At 43.6% G+C, this 22,263-nt stretch carries 14 protein-coding genes and 1 pseudogene; 3 read left to right on the top strand and 12 right to left on the bottom strand.

The window, feature by feature from the left end; translation table 11 throughout:
• Nucleotides 1-746: 746 nt before the first annotated feature.
• From PHF18_RS09935 to PHF18_RS09900, 8 genes and pseudogenes are all read right to left on the bottom strand, one after another.
• The gene (locus PHF18_RS09935) at nt 747-1,163 is read right to left on the bottom strand and encodes a response regulator (protein ID WP_300101943.1); all 417 of its coding nucleotides are present in this window, start codon (nt 1,161-1,163) and stop codon (nt 747-749) included.
• Between the two features lie 3 nt (nt 1,164-1,166).
• The gene (locus tag PHF18_RS09930) at nt 1,167-3,785 is read right to left on the bottom strand and encodes a histidine kinase dimerization/phosphoacceptor domain -containing protein (protein ID WP_300101941.1); all 2,619 of its coding nucleotides are present in this window, start codon (nt 3,783-3,785) and stop codon (nt 1,167-1,169) included.
• A gap of 82 nt (nt 3,786-3,867) precedes the next feature.
• Complete coding sequence (locus tag PHF18_RS09925) at nt 3,868-4,653, bottom strand: winged helix-turn-helix domain-containing protein (RefSeq protein ID WP_300101938.1); 786 nt, start codon at nt 4,651-4,653, stop codon at nt 3,868-3,870.
• Nucleotides 4,654-6,341: 1,688 nt separating this feature from the next.
• Nucleotides 6,342-8,912: a histidine kinase dimerization/phosphoacceptor domain -containing protein gene (locus tag PHF18_RS09920; RefSeq protein ID WP_300101936.1), complete on the bottom strand. Its 2,571-nt coding sequence runs from the start codon at nt 8,910-8,912 to the stop codon at nt 6,342-6,344.
• Between the two features lie 430 nt (nt 8,913-9,342).
• Nucleotides 9,343-10,788, bottom strand: coding sequence for an APC family permease (locus tag PHF18_RS09915; RefSeq protein ID WP_300101934.1), 1,446 nt, complete (start codon nt 10,786-10,788; stop codon nt 9,343-9,345).
• Between the two features lie 299 nt (nt 10,789-11,087).
• A pseudogene (gene mtbB, locus PHF18_RS09910) lies at nt 11,088-12,491 on the bottom strand ([dimethylamine--corrinoid protein] Co-methyltransferase).
• A gap of 70 nt (nt 12,492-12,561) precedes the next feature.
• Nucleotides 12,562-13,206 (bottom strand): dimethylamine corrinoid protein MtbC, encoded by a 645-nt coding sequence (gene mtbC, locus PHF18_RS09905; protein ID WP_300101932.1) that lies wholly within the window; start codon nt 13,204-13,206, stop codon nt 12,562-12,564.
• Nucleotides 13,207-14,246: 1,040 nt separating this feature from the next.
• Nucleotides 14,247-14,708: a DUF2769 domain-containing protein gene (locus PHF18_RS09900; RefSeq protein ID WP_300101930.1), complete on the bottom strand. Its 462-nt coding sequence runs from the start codon at nt 14,706-14,708 to the stop codon at nt 14,247-14,249.
• Nucleotides 14,709-14,822: 114 nt separating this feature from the next.
• Between PHF18_RS09900 and PHF18_RS09895 the strand changes: the two genes are divergently transcribed.
• The 3 genes from PHF18_RS09895 to PHF18_RS09885 all read left to right on the top strand — a co-directional run bounded on the left by PHF18_RS09895 (nt 14,823) and on the right by PHF18_RS09885 (nt 17,264).
• Nucleotides 14,823-15,698 (top strand): PAS domain-containing protein, encoded by an 876-nt coding sequence (locus PHF18_RS09895; RefSeq protein ID WP_300101927.1) that lies wholly within the window; start codon nt 14,823-14,825, stop codon nt 15,696-15,698.
• Nucleotides 15,699-15,825: 127 nt separating this feature from the next.
• Nucleotides 15,826-15,975 (top strand): hypothetical protein, encoded by a 150-nt coding sequence (locus PHF18_RS09890; RefSeq protein ID WP_300101925.1) that lies wholly within the window; start codon nt 15,826-15,828, stop codon nt 15,973-15,975.
• Nucleotides 15,976-16,451: 476 nt separating this feature from the next.
• Nucleotides 16,452-17,264: a winged helix-turn-helix domain-containing protein gene (locus PHF18_RS09885; protein ID WP_300101922.1), complete on the top strand. Its 813-nt coding sequence runs from the start codon at nt 16,452-16,454 to the stop codon at nt 17,262-17,264.
• 434 nt (nt 17,265-17,698) lie between these two features.
• Here PHF18_RS09885 and PHF18_RS09880 read toward each other — a convergent pair whose 3' ends face one another.
• The 4 genes from PHF18_RS09880 to PHF18_RS09865 form a co-directional block, all read right to left on the bottom strand.
• On the bottom strand, nt 17,699-18,607 hold the full coding sequence (locus PHF18_RS09880; protein ID WP_300101920.1) for an MBL fold metallo-hydrolase: 909 nt from the start codon (nt 18,605-18,607) through the stop codon (nt 17,699-17,701).
• Nucleotides 18,608-18,741: 134 nt separating this feature from the next.
• The gene (locus tag PHF18_RS09875) at nt 18,742-19,782 is read right to left on the bottom strand and encodes an AI-2E family transporter (protein ID WP_300101917.1); all 1,041 of its coding nucleotides are present in this window, start codon (nt 19,780-19,782) and stop codon (nt 18,742-18,744) included.
• A gap of 382 nt (nt 19,783-20,164) precedes the next feature.
• Nucleotides 20,165-21,274 (bottom strand): DNA polymerase IV, encoded by a 1,110-nt coding sequence (gene dinB, locus PHF18_RS09870; RefSeq protein WP_300101914.1) that lies wholly within the window; start codon nt 21,272-21,274, stop codon nt 20,165-20,167.
• Nucleotides 21,275-21,420: 146 nt separating this feature from the next.
• Entirely contained in the window at nt 21,421-22,041 is a 621-nt protein-coding gene (locus PHF18_RS09865; protein ID WP_300101911.1) for a hypothetical protein, read from the bottom strand.
• Nucleotides 22,042-22,263 lie beyond the last annotated feature (222 nt).

The raw sequence follows: 22,263 nt of genomic DNA, 5'->3' as shown, positions 1-22,263 counted from the left end.
TGAAGCTATATAGCCTCCACTATACGGTATTGACAAAAGAGAAGAGATTATTTCAAGGCTTTATCCTATGCAGAAAAGAAAGGTTATGGCAAGGGAAACGCGATATTTTTATGCCATTCAAAATTTTAACCTTAAGAATTTCTCCCCCCATGAAGATCTTCATTTATATTCGTCCTCTTCATTTATCTTTATCGATCTGTTTCTATAGTAAATTTTTAGGCAGGATAATGTAACTTACCTTCGGCAGGTCGACATTTAATTTTTGATAATTTTTGCTGATGGCGATTTTGAAATGATGATCCATAATTGTGTGTAGTTGTTAGGTTTACATATGACCAATTATTAATCTTTCACACTAAACTTTAATGAAAAAATGGTTCAGTGCTTATATAGGTCGTGAGAGTTGGATCACACGTTAACCAGCTTTAAACATACTAAATAGTTATATAATGTTCTAAAACGGCATCGTGAAAAATGTTCTGATTTTTAATGTCGACCTACCGAAAGTAAGATGTAAAAAACCAGAAACGGAAACAAACGGAAACAAACGAAAACAAACAGAATTAGAAATAGGGTTTGTGGAGTAAAAAGCTCTTGCAAACAGGTCAACTACCTCTGAGCTAAAGACTCAGGGGTTTCCTGCTGAAGTTTAAGAAGTTGAATCAGGGTTGAAGAGCTGAACTCAAGAATAATCGTGCTGAGAAGTTTATAGATTAGAAGTTTATAGATTATCTTTCTCTACCTGCTTAGCTTTCTCCGTCAGTTCTTTCCTCTGGATTTTCTTTTTCTTTCCTGTACCTGTGCAGGGCTATTTCTATATTGCTGTGCAGGTCTTTTTCGTCAAAGGGTTTTACGATATAGCCAAAGGGTCCGGTCTTTTTAACCCGCTCGAGAATATTGCTGTCGGAATAAGCAGTCAGGTAAACCACAGGCACATCAAAACGTTCTTTTATCTCCTTTGCAGCTTCCACGCCGTCAAGTTCTCCTTTCAGCATTATGTCCATCAACACGAGGTCAGGAAAAGTGCTCTCGGCTTTGCTTATGGCGTCCTCTCCGGATGAAGCTACACCTGTAACCGTGTATCCCAGGCCTTTCAACATGCGCTTTATTCCCATCGCAACGATATGTTCATCTTCGACTATTAGAATTCGTCCTTCGGTCATTCCTTACACCCCTTGTTTGTACTTCAGCTCCTGAAAGACAATTATAAACCCGGTTCCTCTGCTGGTATCAAGTTCTATGCTCCCATTAATCTGGTCTACAAGTGCAGTTACCAGCTGGAGCCCGAGAGAATCCGTGTTTCTAAAATCAAGGCCTTCAGGGAACCCTTTACCATCATCTCTGACAATCAGGGTCAGCCCATCCACTATTTTGTTTTTCCCCTGTGTGCTGCTAATGCCAGTACAATCGATTTTCTCGCACTTAGCCACTTGATCTTCTGCATTTTTATAATTTTCTCTATAAGAAGGTGAATCTCTTCTGTTCCTGTGCAGCTGGATGTAGATTTCTCCGTCCTCGCCTTCAGAAAAGGCATGTTTAAGGGCGTTTGAGACAAGTTCGTTGATAATAATGCCCAGAGGAACTGCAGTGTCCATTCCGAGGAAAACGTTATCAACATCGAGTCTCAGACTGACTTTTCCGCTCCCCACTGAATAGGACTGGAAGAGATAATTGGAAAGTTCCTGAATGTAATCTGCAAAGTCCACACTTACCATGTCTTCGGACTGGTAGAGTTTTTCGTGGATAAGAGCCATTGACTTAACCCTGTGCTGGCTATCTTTGAAAGCATCCATTACCTTCTTATCTGAGAAGTTTCCGGATTCCAGGTAGAGCAGGGTTGAGATTACCTGGAGGTTATTTTTGATCCTGTGATGAATTTCCTTTTTATGGATTTCTTCAATCTGTAACAGGACCTCTTCGGCTTTTTTATGTTCGGTTATATCAAGGATAATTCCTTGAAGGCGGACCTCGTCTTTCTCATCCCTCTGAATAAAAGTCCTCTCATCCACCCAGCGGACTTCCCCGGACTTTGTCAGTATCCGGTATTCCGAGGTATAGAAGTCACAGCCGGACTCCACATTCCTGGCAAGCTCTTCGTGCATTTTTTCGAGGTCTTCCGGATGGACGATATCTTCGTAAAAAACGTTCTTTGAGATAAAATCCCCTACTTCATACCCTAAACGTTTAATGTTTTCCGAGACAAATTCCGCAGGCCAACCAGGTTCATATTTCCATAAAAAGACAATTACCGGACTATTGTTGATGACTCGTTCCATTTCTTCTTTAAGCTTATTGGAACGCTCCAGCTCCATTGCGTAATCCAGCAGGGCTTTTTCTGCTGCCCTGCGCTGCGCTGTAACAAGATCAAGAGCCATGCGGGTCTCTTCAATCCCATCCGTAAGGAGCTTAAAGTCTCCATGCCCATGCACAAGGATCTCTCGCTTGAAATCATTGTTTTGAAAAGCCGTCAGAACAGCATTAGAATCATCAATGATCCTGTTGAGGGTTCCGGAAAATTTATCAAGGGTATTCCCAAGATCCCTGAACTCCCCCTGTACATCTACATTGACCCGTTCTTTCAACTCCCCTTTTGCAAGGGCATTGGTTACCCTTATGGTTTCCCGGATAGGCACAATCACGGCCCTGAGAATTTCGTTCAGACCGCTTGGAATTTCCCGAAAATCAATTTCCACATCAGTATTTGCCCTTACATCGAGCTTTCCTTTTACCGCGTCCTGTGCAATGTTCCTGAAGTCATCAACAATTTCATCGATTGGTTTTGTGATGGACCGGGCAATCATATAAGCCAGAGCCGCCATAAAAAGAATCGAGATTGCAGAGATGATAAGAAGCCGGTCTCTCAGATCAGCAACGCCGGCAAGCATTTCTTCTTTAGGGACTACCAGCACAAACGCAGAATCTCCTGTTTCAACAGGCTCGTAAAACATAATAACTGTCTTGCCTGTGGTCGGGTCCTTAACTTCAATATGCCCTCCTCTCCCCTGCCGAATATCCTCTGAGGCATATTTTATCTCTTTTGCATCAAATTCAGAGAGGCTCTTTTTTCCGATCCAGTCTTTCTGCGTGGGATGAGAGAGGAAAACACCGGTGTTGCTAACCATGAAAGCATATCCCGTATCAAAAGTCCGGATATTACTTGCAACCTCATCCACATACTCAAGCGGGACATCCACCCCAGCAATCCCTGCAAATTCTCCGTCTTTAAAAATAGGAGAGTCGTAACTCACCATAAATATTCCTTCGTAAAAGTAGGGTTCGGTCAGGATATCCTTGCCAGTAGCTTTTGGCAGCTGGTAGTAGTCAGAAGAATCATAATGAACAAGGGGCTCAACTACCATAGGCCCCTCAATCTTGTTGCAGTACGGGACAAACCTGCCTGTTACATCGTGCCCGGAAGTATTAACATAGTCTCTATCCATGTCGTCAAAAGCGTTCGGCTCATAACCCAGATAGACGCCAATTAAACTTGGGTTTCCTTCAAGGATATTTTCAAGGATGTCTATTGCCTCTTCCCTGTCAGAAGCTTCGTACTCAGCCATTGTAAGCGCAAGGGTTCGTGCAACAGCCTGGTTGGACTTCATACGAGCATCGAACTGGTTTGCATAGTTGTCTGCCATCTCAATGGATTTCTCATAAGCAAGCTTTTCTTCCTGAGAGGTTACAGTCCCGATGATGACTGCCATGGATACGGCAAGAACGAGAAAAACTCCGACAACAATAAGAATAACCAGCTTTGGCTTTAAGGGGACGTCTTTGAACCTCATAGTACCAGGCTTCCGTGAATTAGGGCTTTTGGAGATCGGTTCAGCATGGACCGTCAACTATCGTTTTTAAAAACCGAGGACATTAAACGTCTGTTACTTCCCGAGCAAATTTTCTGTAATGCATGAAAAGCTCCCTGCCCCAGCGAAGTGCACTTGCATCGAAGCTCATCACCTTTCTATGGTCATATCTTCCCTGCCTGTTGAAAAGGCAGAGGTACATAAAACGATCAGTGACAGCAATGGTAGGAATACCAAGACTTTCTTCACAGACCGCTACAGTTGTATTTTCAGAATCAAAAAGGGATTGAAGGTCGTCGGGAGAGTCGTTTTTGAGCCTCTCAAATACGGATTCCGTTAGTACGAGTTCCACTTCAGCCTCACTCTTTGCAAGCTTCGAATATAAAGACGGATACAGGGGGTGATAATAAGAAAGAGAACTCAGAATGCACCCGGATTTTGCAAGATTTTCCGTAAATTCCCTGGGGAGGTCAAAAAGATGGTTCAGGTCAGGCTCAATCACCATGCACTCCCCGAGTTCACCAAGGCGCATGAACATATCCGCTGGTATCACACTTGTGTCCCGGCTTGCCCAGTATTCTTTGTTTTCCTCGATGACCTCAAGTGTGTTGAGCAGGGGCAGCATGTTCCCTACAACCAGTTTTCCAATCTCCGAAAGTTCATAAGTGTCCCCTTTCTGGAGGATCAACTCCTGCTTTTTCAGGATCTTGATTTGAGGCATCATCGCTTTAGAATTTACATTAAGGGAAGTCTTGATCTGCTCGATGTCCCGGGGTCCCTCCATAAGCAAAAGGAGGAGGTTTTTCCTTTTTTCAGAAAGCCAGATGGTATCGCATAAAGAGGAGGTCATTGATGCTCCATTATATAAATTAACTTTTATTAATATGTTATGTTCTGGAGATCTCTAATTGATCAATTATCTCTAAAGTTCAGATTTTGGGTTACTTTTCCATATATAACCTGAAAAATATACTTTTTTAAATAAGGAGAATTTCAAGCCGCTCAAAAAATTTAACAGCATCAAAAAATCCTGTGCCAAAGGAATATCCTTTTTACTCTTTCTTTTACCTGAACGTTTTGAAAGAACCCCATAGGTTGGGCTATATATTATCGGAGTTATATAATAAATCACACCCCGGGAAACTTATCAAACCTTCTGGAATAGGCAAATTGTCTTGAGTAAATCCCCGGTACAATAAAAAAAGAAGGTTTGAAAACAGATTAAAAATGGCACAAAAAACGGATTGAGTATAATATAGAAAAATTGTTGCATCCTCGAAAAGAAAGTAAAATGAATCTCAGGGAAGAACGAAAGCTTTCCGGGCTGCATGTGGGAATGCAATCCGGCACTTACGGGACAAACTGAGAATAGCGAGTAAGAGAACAACTGATTGCTATTAGAGATGTACAGGCATCTTTCTTAGCTGCTCCTGAACCCCAGCAAATGCATTACAACATTTACCTGAGGGATGTGGCCGTGGGATTTAAGGTCACATTCCTCGGGTACCTCCAAATAATACCTGCTCTTTTCAAATAATTGATCGGCTTTTTTCAAATAATTGACCGGCTCTTTTCAAATGATTGAAACTTTTAATGGCATTAAAAAATCACATGAAATAGGTAATGTCCTGAGGCACTTTCTCGAACTCATGGCAATTGAAAGAACTTCATAGGTTGGGCTATATATCATAAATCATATAATAATAGCTGTCAGGAAAAGCAAAAAGAGGTTCATCCTGGCATGATTTGAGGCTCAAAAGAAGGGATAATTTTGAGAAGCAAACATAAGATGTAAAACCAGATACATCAAAAAGAACCTCAAAGGGATATGAGTTTGGGAACTCATCAAGAACAAAACACCACCTTCAGAAAAAAACGGGATTTCAGAAAAAAACGGATATGAGTTTGGGAACTCATCGAAGAAAAAGGAAATTTGTTAGGATATGAGAGAAAAAAGAGAAAATGCCAGTTAAAATAACTTCTCATAAAGGAACCCCAACCTTAGAGAAACCCGAATTAATAAATATGAGAGAGGAAAACCCCAATTAGTAAACAGCTAATGATCGAAAAGATCCTCAAGGTCTCAAGTCAGGGTTTTGTGATGTTATGTACATGATCCTGAATGGCAACTTGAGATAATGGCAAATTGAGGTTCATTTGGAAACAAGATCAGGCTAATGTATGACCTGATACATAAGCTGTTGAACATTTCCTTTACTCTACCCCTGGAACAAAGTGAAAACAGTGAAATGAACTGGCACATAAATCACTGTAATTATCTCATGCCCTGCAGATTTCACTTTTTATTTCTTTTTGATTTTACTTCCTTTTAATTTTACTTCCTTTTAATTTTATTTCTTTTTGATTTTACTTCCTTTTAATTTTACTTCCTTTTAATTTTATTTCTTTTTGATTTTACTTCCTTTTAATTTTACTTCCTTTTAATTTTATTTCCATCCTGATATAGTTCAACAATTCTGCTTATTTTGAGAGCAGTTTCTGTCGGATTCACCACTATAACTCTTTTAATAGCATCAGTCATAATTTTTGCTTGTACTTTAATTCCCGGAACCTGATCCTGAATTCGGTTCCCCTGCTCGTGTCAAGTTCAATGCTGCCTTCAACCTGGTCCACAAGGGAAACAACCAGCTGCAGGCCCAGGGAGTCGGTCTCTTTGAAGTCAATATCTTCAGGGAAACCTTTGCCATTATCCCTGACAATAAGTGAAAAACACTTTCCTGAAACTCCGGTCTTGCTTTCTTTATCGGTGTCAGGCGATTCGGTCCCTTTGTCATCCGTTCCGTTTTCTTCCTTTTTGAGACAGACACAGATCTCGCCGCTTTCCCCTTCCGAAAAGGCATGTTTAAGGGAATTTGAGATAAGTTCGTTGATAATAATGCCCAGGGGAACTGCAGTATCCATTCCGAGGAAAACATTATCAACATCGAGTCTCAGGCTGATATTTCTATCACCCACGGAATATGCCCCGAAAAGATAGTTTGCAAGGTTCTGGATGTAGTCCGAAAAGTCAACGCTTATCATGTCTTCGGACTGGTAAAGTTTTTCGTGGACAAGAGCCATGGACTTAACCCTGTGCTGGCTGTCTTTGAAAGCTTCGATTACCTTTTCATCATTGAAATTTCCGGACTCTAGATAGAGCAGGGTTGAGATTACCTGCAGATTGTTCTTGATCCTGTGGTGAATCTCTTTCTTGCGGATGCCTTCCATCTGCAGCAGGGCTTCTTCAGCTTTTTTGTGCTCGGTGATGTCCAGGATAATTCCCTGAAGGTGGATCTCGCCTTTTTCGTCCCTCTGGATAAAAGTCCTCTCATCCACCCAGCGGACATCTCCGGATTTGGTAAATATCCGGTATTCCGAATTATAGGCATCACAGCCTACGTCCACATTTCTAGAAAGTTCATTCTCCACTTTTTCGAGGTCATCCGGATAGACAATGTCTGCATAGAGAATACTTTTTGAGATAAAATCCTCTACTTCATATCCAAGCCTTGAAACATTTTCCGAGACAAATTCTATTGGCCAGCCTTCCTCATACTTCCACAAAAAGACAATCACAGGGCTGTTGTTAATTATTCGTTCCATTTCTTCTTTTAACCTGTTCGAGTGCTCAAGCTTTCTCGCATACTCAATTAAGGATTTTTCCGCCTCTCTGCGCTGGGTTGTAGCCCTGTAAAGGACCAGGCGGGTCTCTTCAATTCCATCGGTCAGGAGTTTGAAGTCTCCCTGTCCCTGTATCCGGATAGAGCGCTTGAAATTATTGTGCTGAAAAGCTGTTAGCACGGCGGTCGAGTCGTCAATAATCATATTAAGGGTCTCGGAAAACTTATCCAGCGTATCCTCAAGTTCCAGAAACTCCCCCTGCACATCCACATTGACCCTTTCCTTCAACTTTCCCTGTGCAAGAGCATTGGTTACCCTCATGGTTTCCCGGATAGGGATAACAACAGCATTGAGGATTTCATTCAGGCCTCTGGGAATTTCCCTAAAATCGATTTCCACATCTGTTTCAGCCCTTACCCCGAGTTCTCCTTTAACCGCGTCTTCAGCAATGCTCTTGAAGTTATCAACAATTCTGTTAATTGGTTTTGTTACGGACCTCGCAATCATATAAGCCAGAGCCGCCATGAACAGGATTGAGATTGCAGAAATAATAAGAAGCCTGTTTCTCAGATCGGTAACTCCGGCAAGCATTTCTTCTTTCGGGACGACCAGTACGAAAGCAGAGTCTCCGGTCTCAACAGGTTCGTAAAACATAATAACGGTTTTTCCGGTTGTCGGATCCGTTGTCTCAAAGTGTCCACTAACACCTTTTTTTATATTTAATGAGGCTTTTTTGAGTTCTTCCCCTTCAAAATCAGAAAGGTTCTTTTTTCCGATCCAGTCCTTATGGGTCGGATGGGACAGAAGAACTCCCGCGTTGCTAACCATAAAAGCGTATCCTGTATCAAAAGTCCGGACCTCACTTACCACTTCATCCACATATTCAAGGGGAACGTCCACTCCCCCAATCCCTGCAAATTCCCCATCTTTAATGATAGGAGAAACGTAACTCACCATGAAGACTCCTTCATAAAAATAGGGTTCAGTGAGCAAATCTTTTTTCGTATTTTTTGGAAGCTGGTAATAATCCGAATGGTCATAATGAAGGAGAGGTGCAACTGCAACAGTCCCATTAATTTTATTCCAGTAAGGGACAAACCTGCCAGTTTCATCATGGACAGGAGCATTTACGTATTCTGCATCTTTCCCATCAAAGGCATTGGGCTCAAAAGCTACATAGGTCCCGAGGAGAAGAGGATTATCAAGGAGCAGGTTTTCCAGAATCAGAAGAGCTTCGTCCCGGTCTCCAGTTTTGTAACTTGCCATGGTAGTGGAAATCGTCCTTGCAATGGCAAGGTTGGCTTTCATGTCCGCATCAAACTGGTTTGCATAATTGGAAGCCATTTCAACTGACTGCTGGTAAGCCAGCTTTTCTTCCTGCGTTGTAACCGTGGAAATAATCACAGCTGTGGAAGCCGTAAGGATTAGAAAAACCCCGAGCACGGTATAGAGGATCATCTTTGTTTTCAACGGGGTATCACTGAGCATTATTAACCCTCACTATTGGTATCTTTCGTTTTTAGCTGCCGAACAGGTGAAAAGGAAGCAACTTTCCACAATTTAGATTCGGATAAAAAACCAGTCCCCAATTCTATTATTTTGCAGGAGAATTCATTCAGGAAGGGAACTTTCAATTTCTGAATGTTTATCCTGAAACATTCTTTTTAGTCAGAAGAATTTATGAACCTGAGGAAAAAATCAGGCACAATCGGGTTTTTAACGATTTAATTTTATGGGCACTTAAAATATTTAAAAACTCCTAAAAAACACCTCTAAGAAACCCTAAAAATGGGAATCTCTATTAGAGTGGAGAAGTTCTATTTCATATTCATAAAACCTCAGCAGGAAACCTGATAAAAAGAATGGATACGGAAAAAAGAAGGAGTGCAGGATATGTTTCTGCATTCCCATTTAATATTTATGTCGTGGTTTCACCCAGTACATGGGTTTCTTTTTCCACCCTTATCGGGTTCTCGTTCTGGGAATAGAACCAGAGCGGGACATAAAGGGCAAGCACCACAAAACCGACTATGGTGGAAGTCCAGCCCACCTCAAGGCTATTGAGATAAATAACCCCTATCAGACAGAGAGGCAGGTTAAAGAGCCCGAAAATCATAGCAACGTACTTCCAGCCTCCCGGGGCTTTGAAAGGTCTCTCAAGACTTGAGAATCGGGGGTCGATTTTTGCCTTCACATACGCAAAGAGACTGATTCCGTTAGCACAGACGTATCCGATTGCAGATGCCGCCAGGATGGCTGCAGGAGTCCCAAGGCAAATGAAACCCATGTTGAAGAGAGCGATGACGATCATCGCATTAACAGGAGTTCCGTGAGTATTCATCTTTCCGAAGAACTTTGGAAGATTTCCTTCATCAGCCATGGAATACATTGCCCTTGAAGCTCCAAGGAAGGCAGTCTGGATGATCATTACCATTGCCGCTATCAGCATGAGGATGGTAAGAGATCCACCTACGGGCCCAAGAGTCATCTGAGCCATCGGGAGCATTGGCGAGAAAGGTTCTGCCAGAATTCCTGCTATTCCCAGGGTTCCGGTACAGGCTGCCTGAACAAGGATAAAGGTCACCAGACAGATTGCGCCGCAGATAAAGAGGGCTTTGGGAACGTCGGACTTCGGGTTTTTGTACTCAGGTCCGTAGATGGCTGCAGTTTCCCAGGCACAGGCGCTCCACTGAGCCATTGCAAAAAGCCCGAGCAAGATCAGGATGTGCGGTATATCCCAGCTCCAGTCTGTGGGAAGCCAGGCACCGGTGATGTTGCTCATTTCAAATTGCCCGGTTACGAAAGGTGCAAGGGAAATGATGATAAGCGGGGCAAGAGAAAGCACGGCAAGAATGTACCCGAGGGTTGCTCCGCCGGCAAGCCCGCGATAATTGACTATCATAAGGAATACATACACAACTGCCCCTGAGGCAAGGTAGAGGGCAAGGTCAGGAACGCCGGCAAAGGCAGGGACCAGGCCTTTAAGGTAGCTTCCGATAAGGATTGCAAAGATAGCAAGCACGGGGTTCCAGGCAAACCAGTAGCTCCAGGCACTGAACCCTCCCAGAAGTTTACCCTGGTCGTACTTCTTGTTTCCCTTATTCGTACCAAACACACTCTGGGCGTATCCCGGAAGCCCTGAAGCTTTAGGGAACATTGTTGCAAGTTCTCCGTAGGCAAAGTTCTGCATGAACCCCTGGAAAACGGAAAGAACCCAGATGACGATTGCAAAAGCCCAGACATAGCTTGCAAAGTAGCCGATAGACGGAAGGATCAGCACAGGAACCCCAAGGGCGATTGCAAGCCCTTGCTTCCAGTCTATTGTCCGCTGAAGCCCCCCTGATTCACTTTTTTCGTCACTCATTTTTCAACACACACTCCATTAATTATTTATTGGCATAACCTGAAGATTCGCACAGCTCTTGCAGCATAAATAAGCCTGCAGAACCTGCAAGCAGAAGAAGCGGGAAGATATTCAGGAACCAGGCCGGGTGGGTGCACCTGCGTTTTTCCGCCTGTAGCAGCAACCCGTAAAAAGTTTCGCCATGTTTCCTGAATTATTCCAGAGGAATATGGTTCCTGTCCAGAGGAATATGGTTCCTTAACCCCGCTATTCGTGTTTATTGCAATCTTTTGTACAAATTCGGTTACTATTCGGTATGTTTATCTGATCTGTCTTCTGAAGAGATCGCAGGAGTTGATCTTGACATCGAGCAGCTTCTCGATATTCATTTTTGCAGCAATTCCCTTTGCAGCACCTGGAACTGAGGTGATGACGCCAATATCGAGTTCTTCACGGAGTTCTCTCATGACATGTTCGTCTGAGAGGTCCATTGTTTCAACATTAAGCTTCTTTGCCACGTACTCTTTTGCTTCTTTTATCCTCATGTTCTTTGAGAACTGCATCCTTGCAACGAGGTCTCCGGCTGCTCTTATCCCGGTCATCCCCGATGCCATTATGTGGGAAATCGGCATACCCATTGGGTCGCCGACCCCGATCTATATGCCGTCGACGCCGGCAATCTCGACCATTGCCTTGCTTGCCCTTGTAACGGCATCGATTGGAGGAGTCTCAAGCATAGGGATTCCACCTACACCCATACCCATGTTCACGTGACATGGAATTGAGGTTGCGCCTACTGCAGCCTTTATAAATGTGACAGCCCGTGCCAGATTCCAGGCTGAGGTCTTGCTGGTGTTGGTGTTGCACACCGGACCGAAGACGTTTGCGCCTGCCTTTTCGATAAGAGGAGCCTGCTGGTGTGGCCAGAGCCCGGCAAGGGTTACGCCGTCATACTGCAGGTTACCGTGCATCCCTAGAACCATTTCTCCTGCCATCCCGGCTTCGATATACATGTTCGGGAATTCTTTTCTGAGAGCCTCGATGGCGTGGAGGGTTCCGTACATGTCTGCATCCCCGGCTGCAGCGGTTGTGTCAAAGTTGATCCCGTCTGCCCCGGAAGCAAAGAGTTTCTGCATAACCCATACGGTGTCTCTGGTGAGATGTTCTGCGGCATGTTCCATGGAGTCCCAGGCTTCCTGAATCTTGAAAGCCTTCATAAGGTCTCCCGGGTTTTCGAAGGGTCCGTCGGGGGTGTAGTACAGCCCCATGTTCGGCATTGCGCCATAAAAGAGCGGGATGATCATGTTCTGCTGGCAGGTTTCCATGGTCTGACACTCGTTTGAGATTACAGGCTTGACAGGCTTGTAACTGTAGTCGATGTGCCCGAGTTCCATGGTGTCAGCGCCAAATGCCCTCTCGTGCATCATGCAGCCAACAAGGCGGCTGGAAGGAATCCCAACACCACTGTTGCCCTGATCCCCATCAAGCCTGAGAGTCCCTATATCGTGTGTAACCGGGACTTCCATACCCTGCTCGACACTGACTGCCTTTCCGGGCATCATCAGGATTTCTGCAAGTTTCTCGATCTCGTTTCCGTCCAGGACAGGGATTTCACCAAGGTCTGCCGCATTTGCGGTTCCGGCTTCGATCTCGCTTAGAATCTTTTCTTTGGTAAGGAAGACACGTTTCCCGTCTCCCATCCTCAAAGCATATTCAGTTGCCATTTTTATACTCTCCATTGATAAATGATATTGACTGAACTTCGATGACTAAACTCAAAATGAGAACCGGAATTCAGAGCAGCAGTTCCTTTGCCTTTGAAACAGCTTCGCTTGCGTTTTCAGCGTAGCAGTCCGCCCCGATCTTTTCTGCCCAGGCCTGGGTTGCAGGGGCTCCTCCTACCATTACCTTAACACGGCTGCGCATCCCTTCCTCTTTCAGGAGTTCAATAACCCCCCTCTGTCCGGGAAGTGTTGTGGTCATCAGAGCAGAAAGCCCTATCATATTTGCATTGACTTCTTTTGCCTTCTCGACAAAGTTCTTGATTGGGACATCCCTGCCTATGTCGTGGACTTCAAAACCAGCGGATTGAAGCATGGTTGAAACGATCGACTTGCCAATGTCGTGAACATCGCCTTCAACGGTCCCGTTTACAATTACTCCAAGCTTTTTGCTCTCGCTCCCTGCAGGGAGATCAGCTTCAAGGAATTTGACTCCTGCTGTCATTGCATCAGCAGCCATCATTACATGGGGCAGGAAGAGTTTCCCTCTCTCAAAAAGAATTCCTACCTGATTCATGCCAGCAGAAAGCCCTTTATCAATGATTTCTGCGGGTTCCATGACCTGCTTTGCTTTTTCTACAGCAGCCAGTACTGCATCCCTTTTACAGGAGATTACCGCATCCGAAAGCTCCTGAATAAGTTCTTCTTTAGTTGCCATTTTTAAACCTCCGATTTTCGTCAGAAACTCTCTTCAGCATCCGAAGCATCGCGACTGAAGCTTGATTCCTGATTGTAGCTACAATTATATGTGTAAAATTATATAGCCCAGCCTATGGTGTTTTTTCTTAATGGTATGGAATTGGAACTTCCGGGAAGCGTTGTGAAGGACAGGAAGCAAAGGACAGGCCCTCCGGTTCAGGCTCAAGCAATGAGGCTTTTTAACGGCGTTGAAATTTTCACTCTAAATAAAAGCAGGGGCGAAAACAAGGGGGGTCCCGTATTAATCGGTTAATATTATCCGGATATACGAACTGGGATCTTTTGTTTTTTGTTCTGCTTCTTGCAGGCTTAACCTGTCCGTATGCAACGCAAAAAAGTAACAGGTAAACCAACCGTCTCTGAAATAAACTGAATTCAGCACCGTATTTCCTGTCCGAAGATTTTTATCCCTCCTGATGGATAAAAAATCTCCTGACCCCATGAGCCTTATTAAAATTCACGGATAAATATAAGCGCCTCCGTCAGCTTGTCTGGCGGCCCTGCAAAAAAGGCAAAAAAGGCAAAGTTAGTTCCTTGAAAGGTTACCAGTATTTGTTATTTGCTGGCTTTTTTCCCTTCTTTTTTCTTTTTTTTATCTGAAAGCCGCTCTCCTTCGTCGAGCGTGACAAAAACGACACGGTAAAGCGAATGACGTTGTACGGATCATAAATATTTAAGTAGTCCTCTTGAGCGCAGCGAAAAGGACCGCGTACTCCCGAGGCGCAATTCGGGTGGGACAGGAACGGCTTGATACAGTGAATAAGGTTGGGCCCAATCTAGAGGATATGGTTGTACGGATCAAAATCCAGAAGTTTGAGTTAGACGTTGTTTTATCAAAAATATCAACCATGTAAAAATGGACATCTAAAACAAGGATTGAGTTCCGAAATTCGAAAGTGAATTCGAGTTATCAGGAATCTATTCCTTAAAAATCTGTGCCTTATTCATAAAACCTCAGCATAAAACCCCTGAATCTTTAGTTCAGGAGTAGTTGACTTGTTACTTTGAATGCATATCCCGGTTATCCAGTACACAGACCCTGATTGTTCCGGCACTAGTCCGGAAATTCGTACAGATATTCAGAGGAGGCTGGGTGCTTTCAAAAACTTCAAACTTTTCTTTTGGCTGACAGAAGTACTCGCCCTCAAGCCGGAACTTTTTAAAAAGTTCACATGTTTCACAGAGACAGCCCTCTTTTTTTCCCTCGACCTCGCTATTGCCTCTGGCACAGAATATCCCTGCACCTCCCGGATAAGATGGACAGGTTTTACAGACACAGGCTTTCAGGTGGTGGTATGAACTGCAGATCCCGAAATACCTCCCGTATGTTTCCCTGGATTTCAGGGATATAGCAGGTATTTCCCGTGAGAACGCTTCTGCTTCTGCTGCTTCGGTATTCCCTCTGTTTTCTGTAAAGGCCTCAGAGTCCAGAACATTTCCCCCTATGTAAAAAAAGGACATTCATTTATAAGATGTCAAAATATATTATATATTGCTTGAGATTTTTATAAATACGTTTTTACCTGTGGTCATGTGGACCCTGGAATTAAAAAGGATTTGGAGGATAGGGATAATATGGGATTCAATCAGGTAAATGAAAACGACGAACTGATTCTTGATGAAGCACTCGAAAGGCAACGAATTTTGGAAAACGTGATTGATAACAGCCCTGTAATGGCTTTTCTCTGGACCTCGGAAAAGAACTGGCCTGCGAAATATGTCTCGGAAAACGTGAACCAGCTGGGGTACAGTGCAGAGGACTTCCTTACGGGCAGGATATTATATGCAAACATAGTTCATTCCGAGGATGTAGACAGGGTAAGAAAAGAACTCACCAGATGCTGTGAAATCGGAAAAGACGATTTTGTCACTAGATACAGGATCCTTACAGGCGAGGGGGAGATCCGATGGGTGGAAGAAAAGACCTTTATCCAGCGCGATGAAAGAGGAAATGTAGCCAATTTCCAGGGGATCGTAAGGGACGTTACCTCTGAAATAAAAAACGATAAGGCACTTCTGGAAGCCCTTGAGAGCCAGAAAGCCCTTATGGAAAAACAAAAAGCTCTGCTTGATCGACAGAAAGTGCTGGAGACGGTAATAAACAACAGCCCTGTGGTAGTTTTTCTCTGGAAAGCAGAAAAATACTGGCCTACGCTCTACGTATCAGAAAATGTCCGGCGTTTTGGGTACGCTCCTGAAGATTTCGTTTCAGGAAGAGTCCTCTACGGAAAGATCATCCATCCTGAAGACCTTCTCCTTGTGGAACTCGAACTTGAGGAAAACTGTGACGAAGGTGGAAAAGAGTTTAACCGGCAGTACCGCATCCTGACACAGACCGGAGAGGTACGCTGGGTAGAAGAAAAAACCTTTATCCAGCGCAACCAGGAAGGGAAAGTGACTCATTTTCAGGGGATAATCGAAGATATAACTGAAAAGGTTAAAAAACCCTGAAAATTCCAGGGAGATCAGGGATCCCGGAAGAGTAAAAATCAGAGGAAGGGAATGAGCCTGGGGATCTGCGAACAATAGTTCAAGGGAGAAAACAGGAAGTCCCTTTCTTGCCTTCATCAGAAAGCGGGTGGAAGCAGTTCACAGGAATATTAAAGATGAGGCAAATATTAAAGGCAAGGCAAATATTAAAGGCAAGGCAAATATTGAAGGCAAGGCAAATATTAAAGGCGAGGCAATCGCCTCAAAACTTATAGCTTTGCAAAACTGCAACCACTGATTAAAGAGGCACGGTTTCCCCCAGACCGGGGAAATAGTTCTGGACGAGGAAACGGAACTTTCCTATTTTTTAAGCTCTGCCCTTTTTGAAGTTCTGCCGGAAGAAACTTTTCCCTCTGGCTTAAAAAAATACAGGTATTTGCACCCTGAGGGTTTTTTCTGTCGCTTTCAATTTCACTTTTTCTTTTTCACTCCTTAAGAAAAAAGGCACTTATAAAGAACCATATCTATAATATACAAGAAAATATATATATTATTGATAATACAGATAATTTATTAATAATACAGATATTATAAAAATATATATGTGTGCTGTATAATAGGCAGAACAGAATTTGATATAGTACACCTAGACAGAGTGCTATAGACATATATAGATCTGGGTATAGGCCAGAGGTCTGATGATCATACTTTCAGTTGAAATACACTGTAAAAATACAGGCCAAAGACTGCATGTGTTCGGTTCAGGTGCATAATATGGAAAACTCTCTACTCGACCTGATTTTCCTCTCAGAAAAAAGAAAGCGTATACTTCTCTTCCTGCTTGAGGAGCCCAATGATATCGAAACGATTAAAAAAAAACTTAAAGCAAGTGCAACTTCAGTCCAGCCCCAGGTAAAAATGCTCAGGGAAAAACACCTTGTAGTCCAGGACAAAGATCTCTACAGGCTTAGCGAGATAGGGAAAATCATAGCCGAGAAGATGAAACCACTGCTGGATACTCTTTCTGTGCTGGAAGAAAATGCAGATTACTGGACTGAAAGGGATATTAGTAAAATTCCGCCTTTTCTCCTGAGTCGCGTAGGCGAACTTGGGCACTGCATTACAATTGAACCCCAGATCGAACATCTGTTTGAAATGATTCCCGAGTATGTAAAAAATGCTGAAGAGGCAAAGACGTTCAAGGCACTCTTTTCTTATTTCCAACCTATTTTTCCTTCCTTTTATCTTGAGCTTGCAAAAAAGGGTACATCGGTGTCACTGATACTTCCCGAATCAATCCTTAGAAGGTGGGTTGAGGACGATTACAGGGAACAAACCAGGCAGTTTCTTAAAATGAAGAATACTGAACTCCTGGTCTGCAAAGACTGTGAAAAGATTCCTAATATTGTGGCGGCAGACAATTTTATGGGAATATCTCTTTTCCCGAAGGATGCTTCCTTTGACCGAAAATACTTGATAAGCTTTGAGCCCGGAGCTCTTGCCTGGGGCAAAGAACTCTATGACTACTACGAACAAATCTCGAAACAAATCCAGAATATCGACAGCTACGCCAGCAATACGCCCTGAAAATAAATCAAAGTCAGCTAAAAAGCTCCAGGGTATGACCTCACAGGGTGAGCTCCTCACATGTGACATGCAGGAAGCCCTGTTGCTTTAGCGCAGGGAGGAATGCCGTCAACTTTCTGGCATTCCGTTCCACGTTTGGATTTCTCCACTCTGCTTTGGAAACGAGTTTCCTCCGCAGGTAACGTACTTTCGTATCTCCTCTCGCCAATGTTGGATATGCTTGTTATGTGTAACACACCGCCCCTACCTCTCAGGACTTTTAATGCTACACGATAGAGCTACAAACTGAGGAAGCATTCGCAGGTATCATGACATTTCCAACGTAGTCAATTAAGACTCAGGCTGGTCAACCAGGGCTCTTGCAAGCCACACTGCTTTAGCATGGGGTAGTTGACAACATATATGAGAGATATTCAGATATGTTCATCAAACATTTAGATATATTCCTCAAACCCTGTCTCGCCTTTTGCATATGCTTCATGCCACCCCCGGGATACAGGCAATTTTTCATAAAGAATTTTTCTTTGCGCCTCAAGCAGTTCAGGCTTCTTTCCCATGAACTCTGCGGCACACAGGACTGTGTTTTCAACCTTTCCTGCCAGTTTTTTTAACCACCTGTAGCCTTTAAGAGACCTCAGAAGGTGGTGATCCAGGATCAGAGTATCAACATTTTGGGCAAGAAGAAGAGCGTTTTCAAAAGCCTCTTTTGAAGCTTCAGGGATCTGGTGAGATAGATAGAGCGGGGGACCGGAGGCAAAAACGATTGTAGGTTTCCAGGCAAGTACCTCAAGCACAGCTTTCCTATCCAGAAGCTGGATATCCGAACTGTGGACAAAGACATCATTTCCTTCACAGATCCGGGTCATCATTACCGTGCCAAAACCCTTATGTCTGGTCCCATGCGGAACGGGAGAAGAAAAACTTATGCCATCGAAACTAATGCCTTCAGAAGCGGGAAGGGAAGAGCCCAGAAAATGAGATAGCTCTTTTCTCCTGCGTGCAGACAGCCCTGAAATATTTGTTGGACCTTTGCACCAGAACCTGACCCCTTCCAGAGGAGGAAGGGCTTCTACTGGCAGTTGATAAGGGTCTTCGGCTTTCATGGGCATATGGTCCCCATGGTAGTGGCTGATTACTATGTCCGTTACACCTTCAAGTGCAGCAAGGACTTTTTTCCTGATCCTGAGGGCAGCTGCAACCTCTACAGGATGGGGAGGCAAACCGTAACGCAGGCGCGCGAGGGCAACTCCCGGATCGATCAGAATTTTTTTCTCCCCGGTTTTGACAGCACAGGCGAGAGACCTTGCTCCGAAGGACTCACACCCGAGGATTTCAATCTGCATATTGTTTTATTTGTTTACATGAATAAAAATCTTTTTCAGGAGAAACATTTATAGAAGAATTTATAGAAAAATTTATAGAAGAGATCTTTCTCTTACATCAAAAAACAGATTACAAAAATTAAAATTTTTTATTTTCATGCCCTGTCCGAAAGATACTCCTCTGAAAACATTTCCACGGTCAGGATGAAATAGGACAGGAGCAGAGGCCCTATAACGATTCCTATAAGCCCGAAAAGGGATATTCCGATAATGATTCCCAGCAGGGACTGGAAAGGATGAATTGCTCCCACTTTATTCTGAATAGCGGGTCGGAGGAAGTTGTCCACCGTACTTATGACAAGCCCTGCGATAAAAATGCCAATCCCTGCAGTATAGTCCTGCTGAAGCAGCTGGATAATGAAGGCAGGCACCCAGACAAAAGGCGCCCCGACCACGGGCAGAAAAGACAGGATTGCTGCAATGGAGCCCCAGAGAAAAGCTCCTTGAATTCCGAAGAACAAAAAAACGATGGTAAGGATCCCACCCTGGACAAGGGCGATGGCTCCGGTGGCAATAAGGGTTGTGCGGACAATGGTTTTGAACTCCTGCAGGAGTCTGGCGGTGTTCTCTTCATTGAAAGGAATTGCTACAGAGATTTTCTGCATGAAGGAAGAGTTCTCCCCTGTAAAAAGATAGTAAAGCAGAAAGTACATGATCGTGAGGCCCACGAATTGCTGACTGAGGCTCTGGATTGAGCCCAGGATGAATCTGCTTGTGAAACTGACAGTATCCGAGACGAAACCCATCACTTTTTCCTCGATTTTCGTTTGCAGGGACTCCTGAGGAATGTTCAGGTGGGAGAGAAAACTTGTTAACAGCTGGCCTCCGGTTTTTATGGATGCGATTATGGACTCCTGGTCTGTTAAAAGCTGCTGGGTTTCACTGACAATGACGCTGAGGAGAAAGTAAAGGGGGATTAATACGACAAAGATGGAAATTACTATAACGAAGATTGAGGCAAGAGACCGGCCAATACGGGCTCTTTTCCGGAGGAAATGATAAAGAGGCCTGAAGATGACAAAAAGGATGAAGGCGCTGAAAAAGTAATTTTTGAACGGCAGCACGGCATAGGCTATGACTGCAGTAAGGATTAGGATGAGGATCAGGGCCAGCACCATTTTGGCAGATCTTTCCATCGGATCTAAATTAGAGTTTATGCTATAAAATGCTATACTGCACAGGATATGGAAATTTAGTAATAAAATCTAAGAATGAGAAGTTGAGAATGAGAAGTTGAGAATGAGAATTTAAGGATGAGAATCTAAGGATGAGAATTTAAGGATGAGAATCTAAGGATGAGAATCTAAGGATGAGAATCTAAGGATGAGAATCTAAGGATGAGAATCTAAGGATGAGAATCTAAGGATGAGAATCTAAGGATGAGAATTTAAGGATGAGAATCTAAGGATGAGAATCTATTGACCAAATATGACAAAAAGGCACATCGACCTGTTTAGCAAAATTTGAGAACCGTTTTTCTGCCCATGAATTCCAGTGAACTACCCATACGACCCAAAATTAAGGAAAATCCGTAATTAGAGTCTGCCTTTCATCCCTTTCCCTCAATTTTGTGACCCCTACACCTACAAGCCTGAATTTCCTCCTGCCCATGAATTCCGATAAAAGCTGAATGGCTGTCCTTTTGATAACGAAGATATCCGAAGTCCAGATAGAGAGAGTCCTTGAGCGTGTATAAGTGGAAAAGTCCTCAAAGCGCACTATAAGGGTTACGGTTTTGAAAAGAAAATGGTGTTTCAGGAGAGACCCGTGCACGCTCTCTGCAAGAATATCCAGGGATCCGGAGATTTTCACAGGGTCATTCGTATCCTCTGCAAAGGTCCCGTGCCTGCTGATTGACTTCACGCCTTCCTTTTCAATAACCTCTTCAAAGTCGAGTCCGTTTGCCAGCTGCTTCATCCTGAGCCCCATTTTCCCAAACTTCTCCGAAAGCAGCTGGACATCACAGTTTGCAAGCTCTTCTACCCTGCTTATTCCCATTCCTTTAAGGGTTTCCGTAGTCTTTTCCCCTATTCCGGGAATTTTAAAAACCGGCAGTGGAAAGAGAAAATCCCGAACATCTTCCGGCCTGACAACCGTAAGCCCGTCAGGCTTTTGAAAACCCGAAGCAACTTTTGAAATAAGCTTGTTAGGCCCAATCCCCACAGAACAGGTGATTCCTTGCTGCCTCTGCACCTCGTCTTTTATCCTGAGAGCATAGAGAGCAGCCTCTTCAAAATTCCTGACCTCAGGCCCCGGTATAATGTAGGCTTCATCCACACTGACCTGCTGGAACTTTTCTGAAAAACCCCTCAAAAGCTCCATTACCCCTGCCGAGACCCCTGCATAGAGCTTCATGTTCACAGGTAAAAATACGGCACCCGGGCAGAGCCTGTAAGCCTGTGAAATCGGCATTGCCGAGTGGATTCCATACTTTCTTGCCTCGTAAGAACATGTACTTACAACTCCCCTTCCAGATCCGCCTTTAGGGTCAGAACCTACAACTACGGGCAGCCCTTTTAGTTCTGGTCTTTCCCTGACCTCTACAGATGCATAGAAGCTGTCCATATCTACATGGAAGGTTATTCGCTTTTCGGAAATGTTCGTTTTAGGATTGGGGGTAGGCATCACATAGGATTAGAATAAAACATATAAAAAAGGCTTGAGGAAGTAGGGTGAAAGTATTAATCTGCTGTTCTAACCTGCTGTTCAAAAAATAACCGTACCGAAAGAATCTGTTCTGGGTTTCTTTTTCTATGCCTGGCTTCTTTTCCTGTTTAGGTTTCCTGTACATCATTGTTGTCCCTGTACATTGTCGCTTTCGATAAGAAGCAAATTCCTATAGCCGGCATGCAGATGTCCCAGTAAAAAATCAGGGGCAAAAGAACCTCATCAATGCTCGATACTTTTGAAAGTTCGTTGAGGGCGAGAAAAAGAAAAAACATAGAAAAAATACTAACTGCAAACGAAACTACAACGTAGACGTTTATTGAACCACCTTCTCCATTTGAGGATAAAAAAAGGAGTGTAGAGCAGGGGGACAGTAACGCCAGTATAATGAGCCAGAGCGTTTCCACTGTGTTTACCGGGGTACCAAGAAAGGATTTTTCACTGGAATATACCAGAAAATTCGTTATAACGAATAAAGACAGAGAAATACAAAGGGGGACTGCCAGATACCATCGAGATAGTGTTTTTTTGGCTTCCAGTAAGAAAAGTACAGAACCGAAAAGAGAGGTAATGATCAATAGTTCGATGATGGTGATGAAAAGCAAATCGGATGCTACAACCTCCGGTGTTGTAACAAACATGGAGTGGAATATTAGGGATACAAAGCCTGTAAACCACGTCATCATAAAGACAACTGATGTCAATGCCAGCGCAATGTTTATCCTCATAAACTCATCACCGCAAAATGTAAAGTCAGGTGAGTATGAAACGGGCTGTCATAATATAATAATGAGACACTAACAACCGATTCTTGCCGGCTCCAATGTGACTGACCCTTCATACAGGGTGCTGCAACTCCATCTCCATTGTATGAAATGGACACCCTAACCTTAGATACAAATATTAAATATATCTTACTATAAGAGTCCTTCCTGTGAATATATATACTG

Origin of the sequence: Methanosarcina sp., assembly GCF_028693135.1 — an archaeon.
GTDB lineage: Archaea > Halobacteriota > Methanosarcinia > Methanosarcinales > Methanosarcinaceae > Methanosarcina.
The sequence above is the reverse complement of the archived record's forward strand: the minus strand, read 5'-3'. Positions and strand labels throughout refer to the sequence as shown.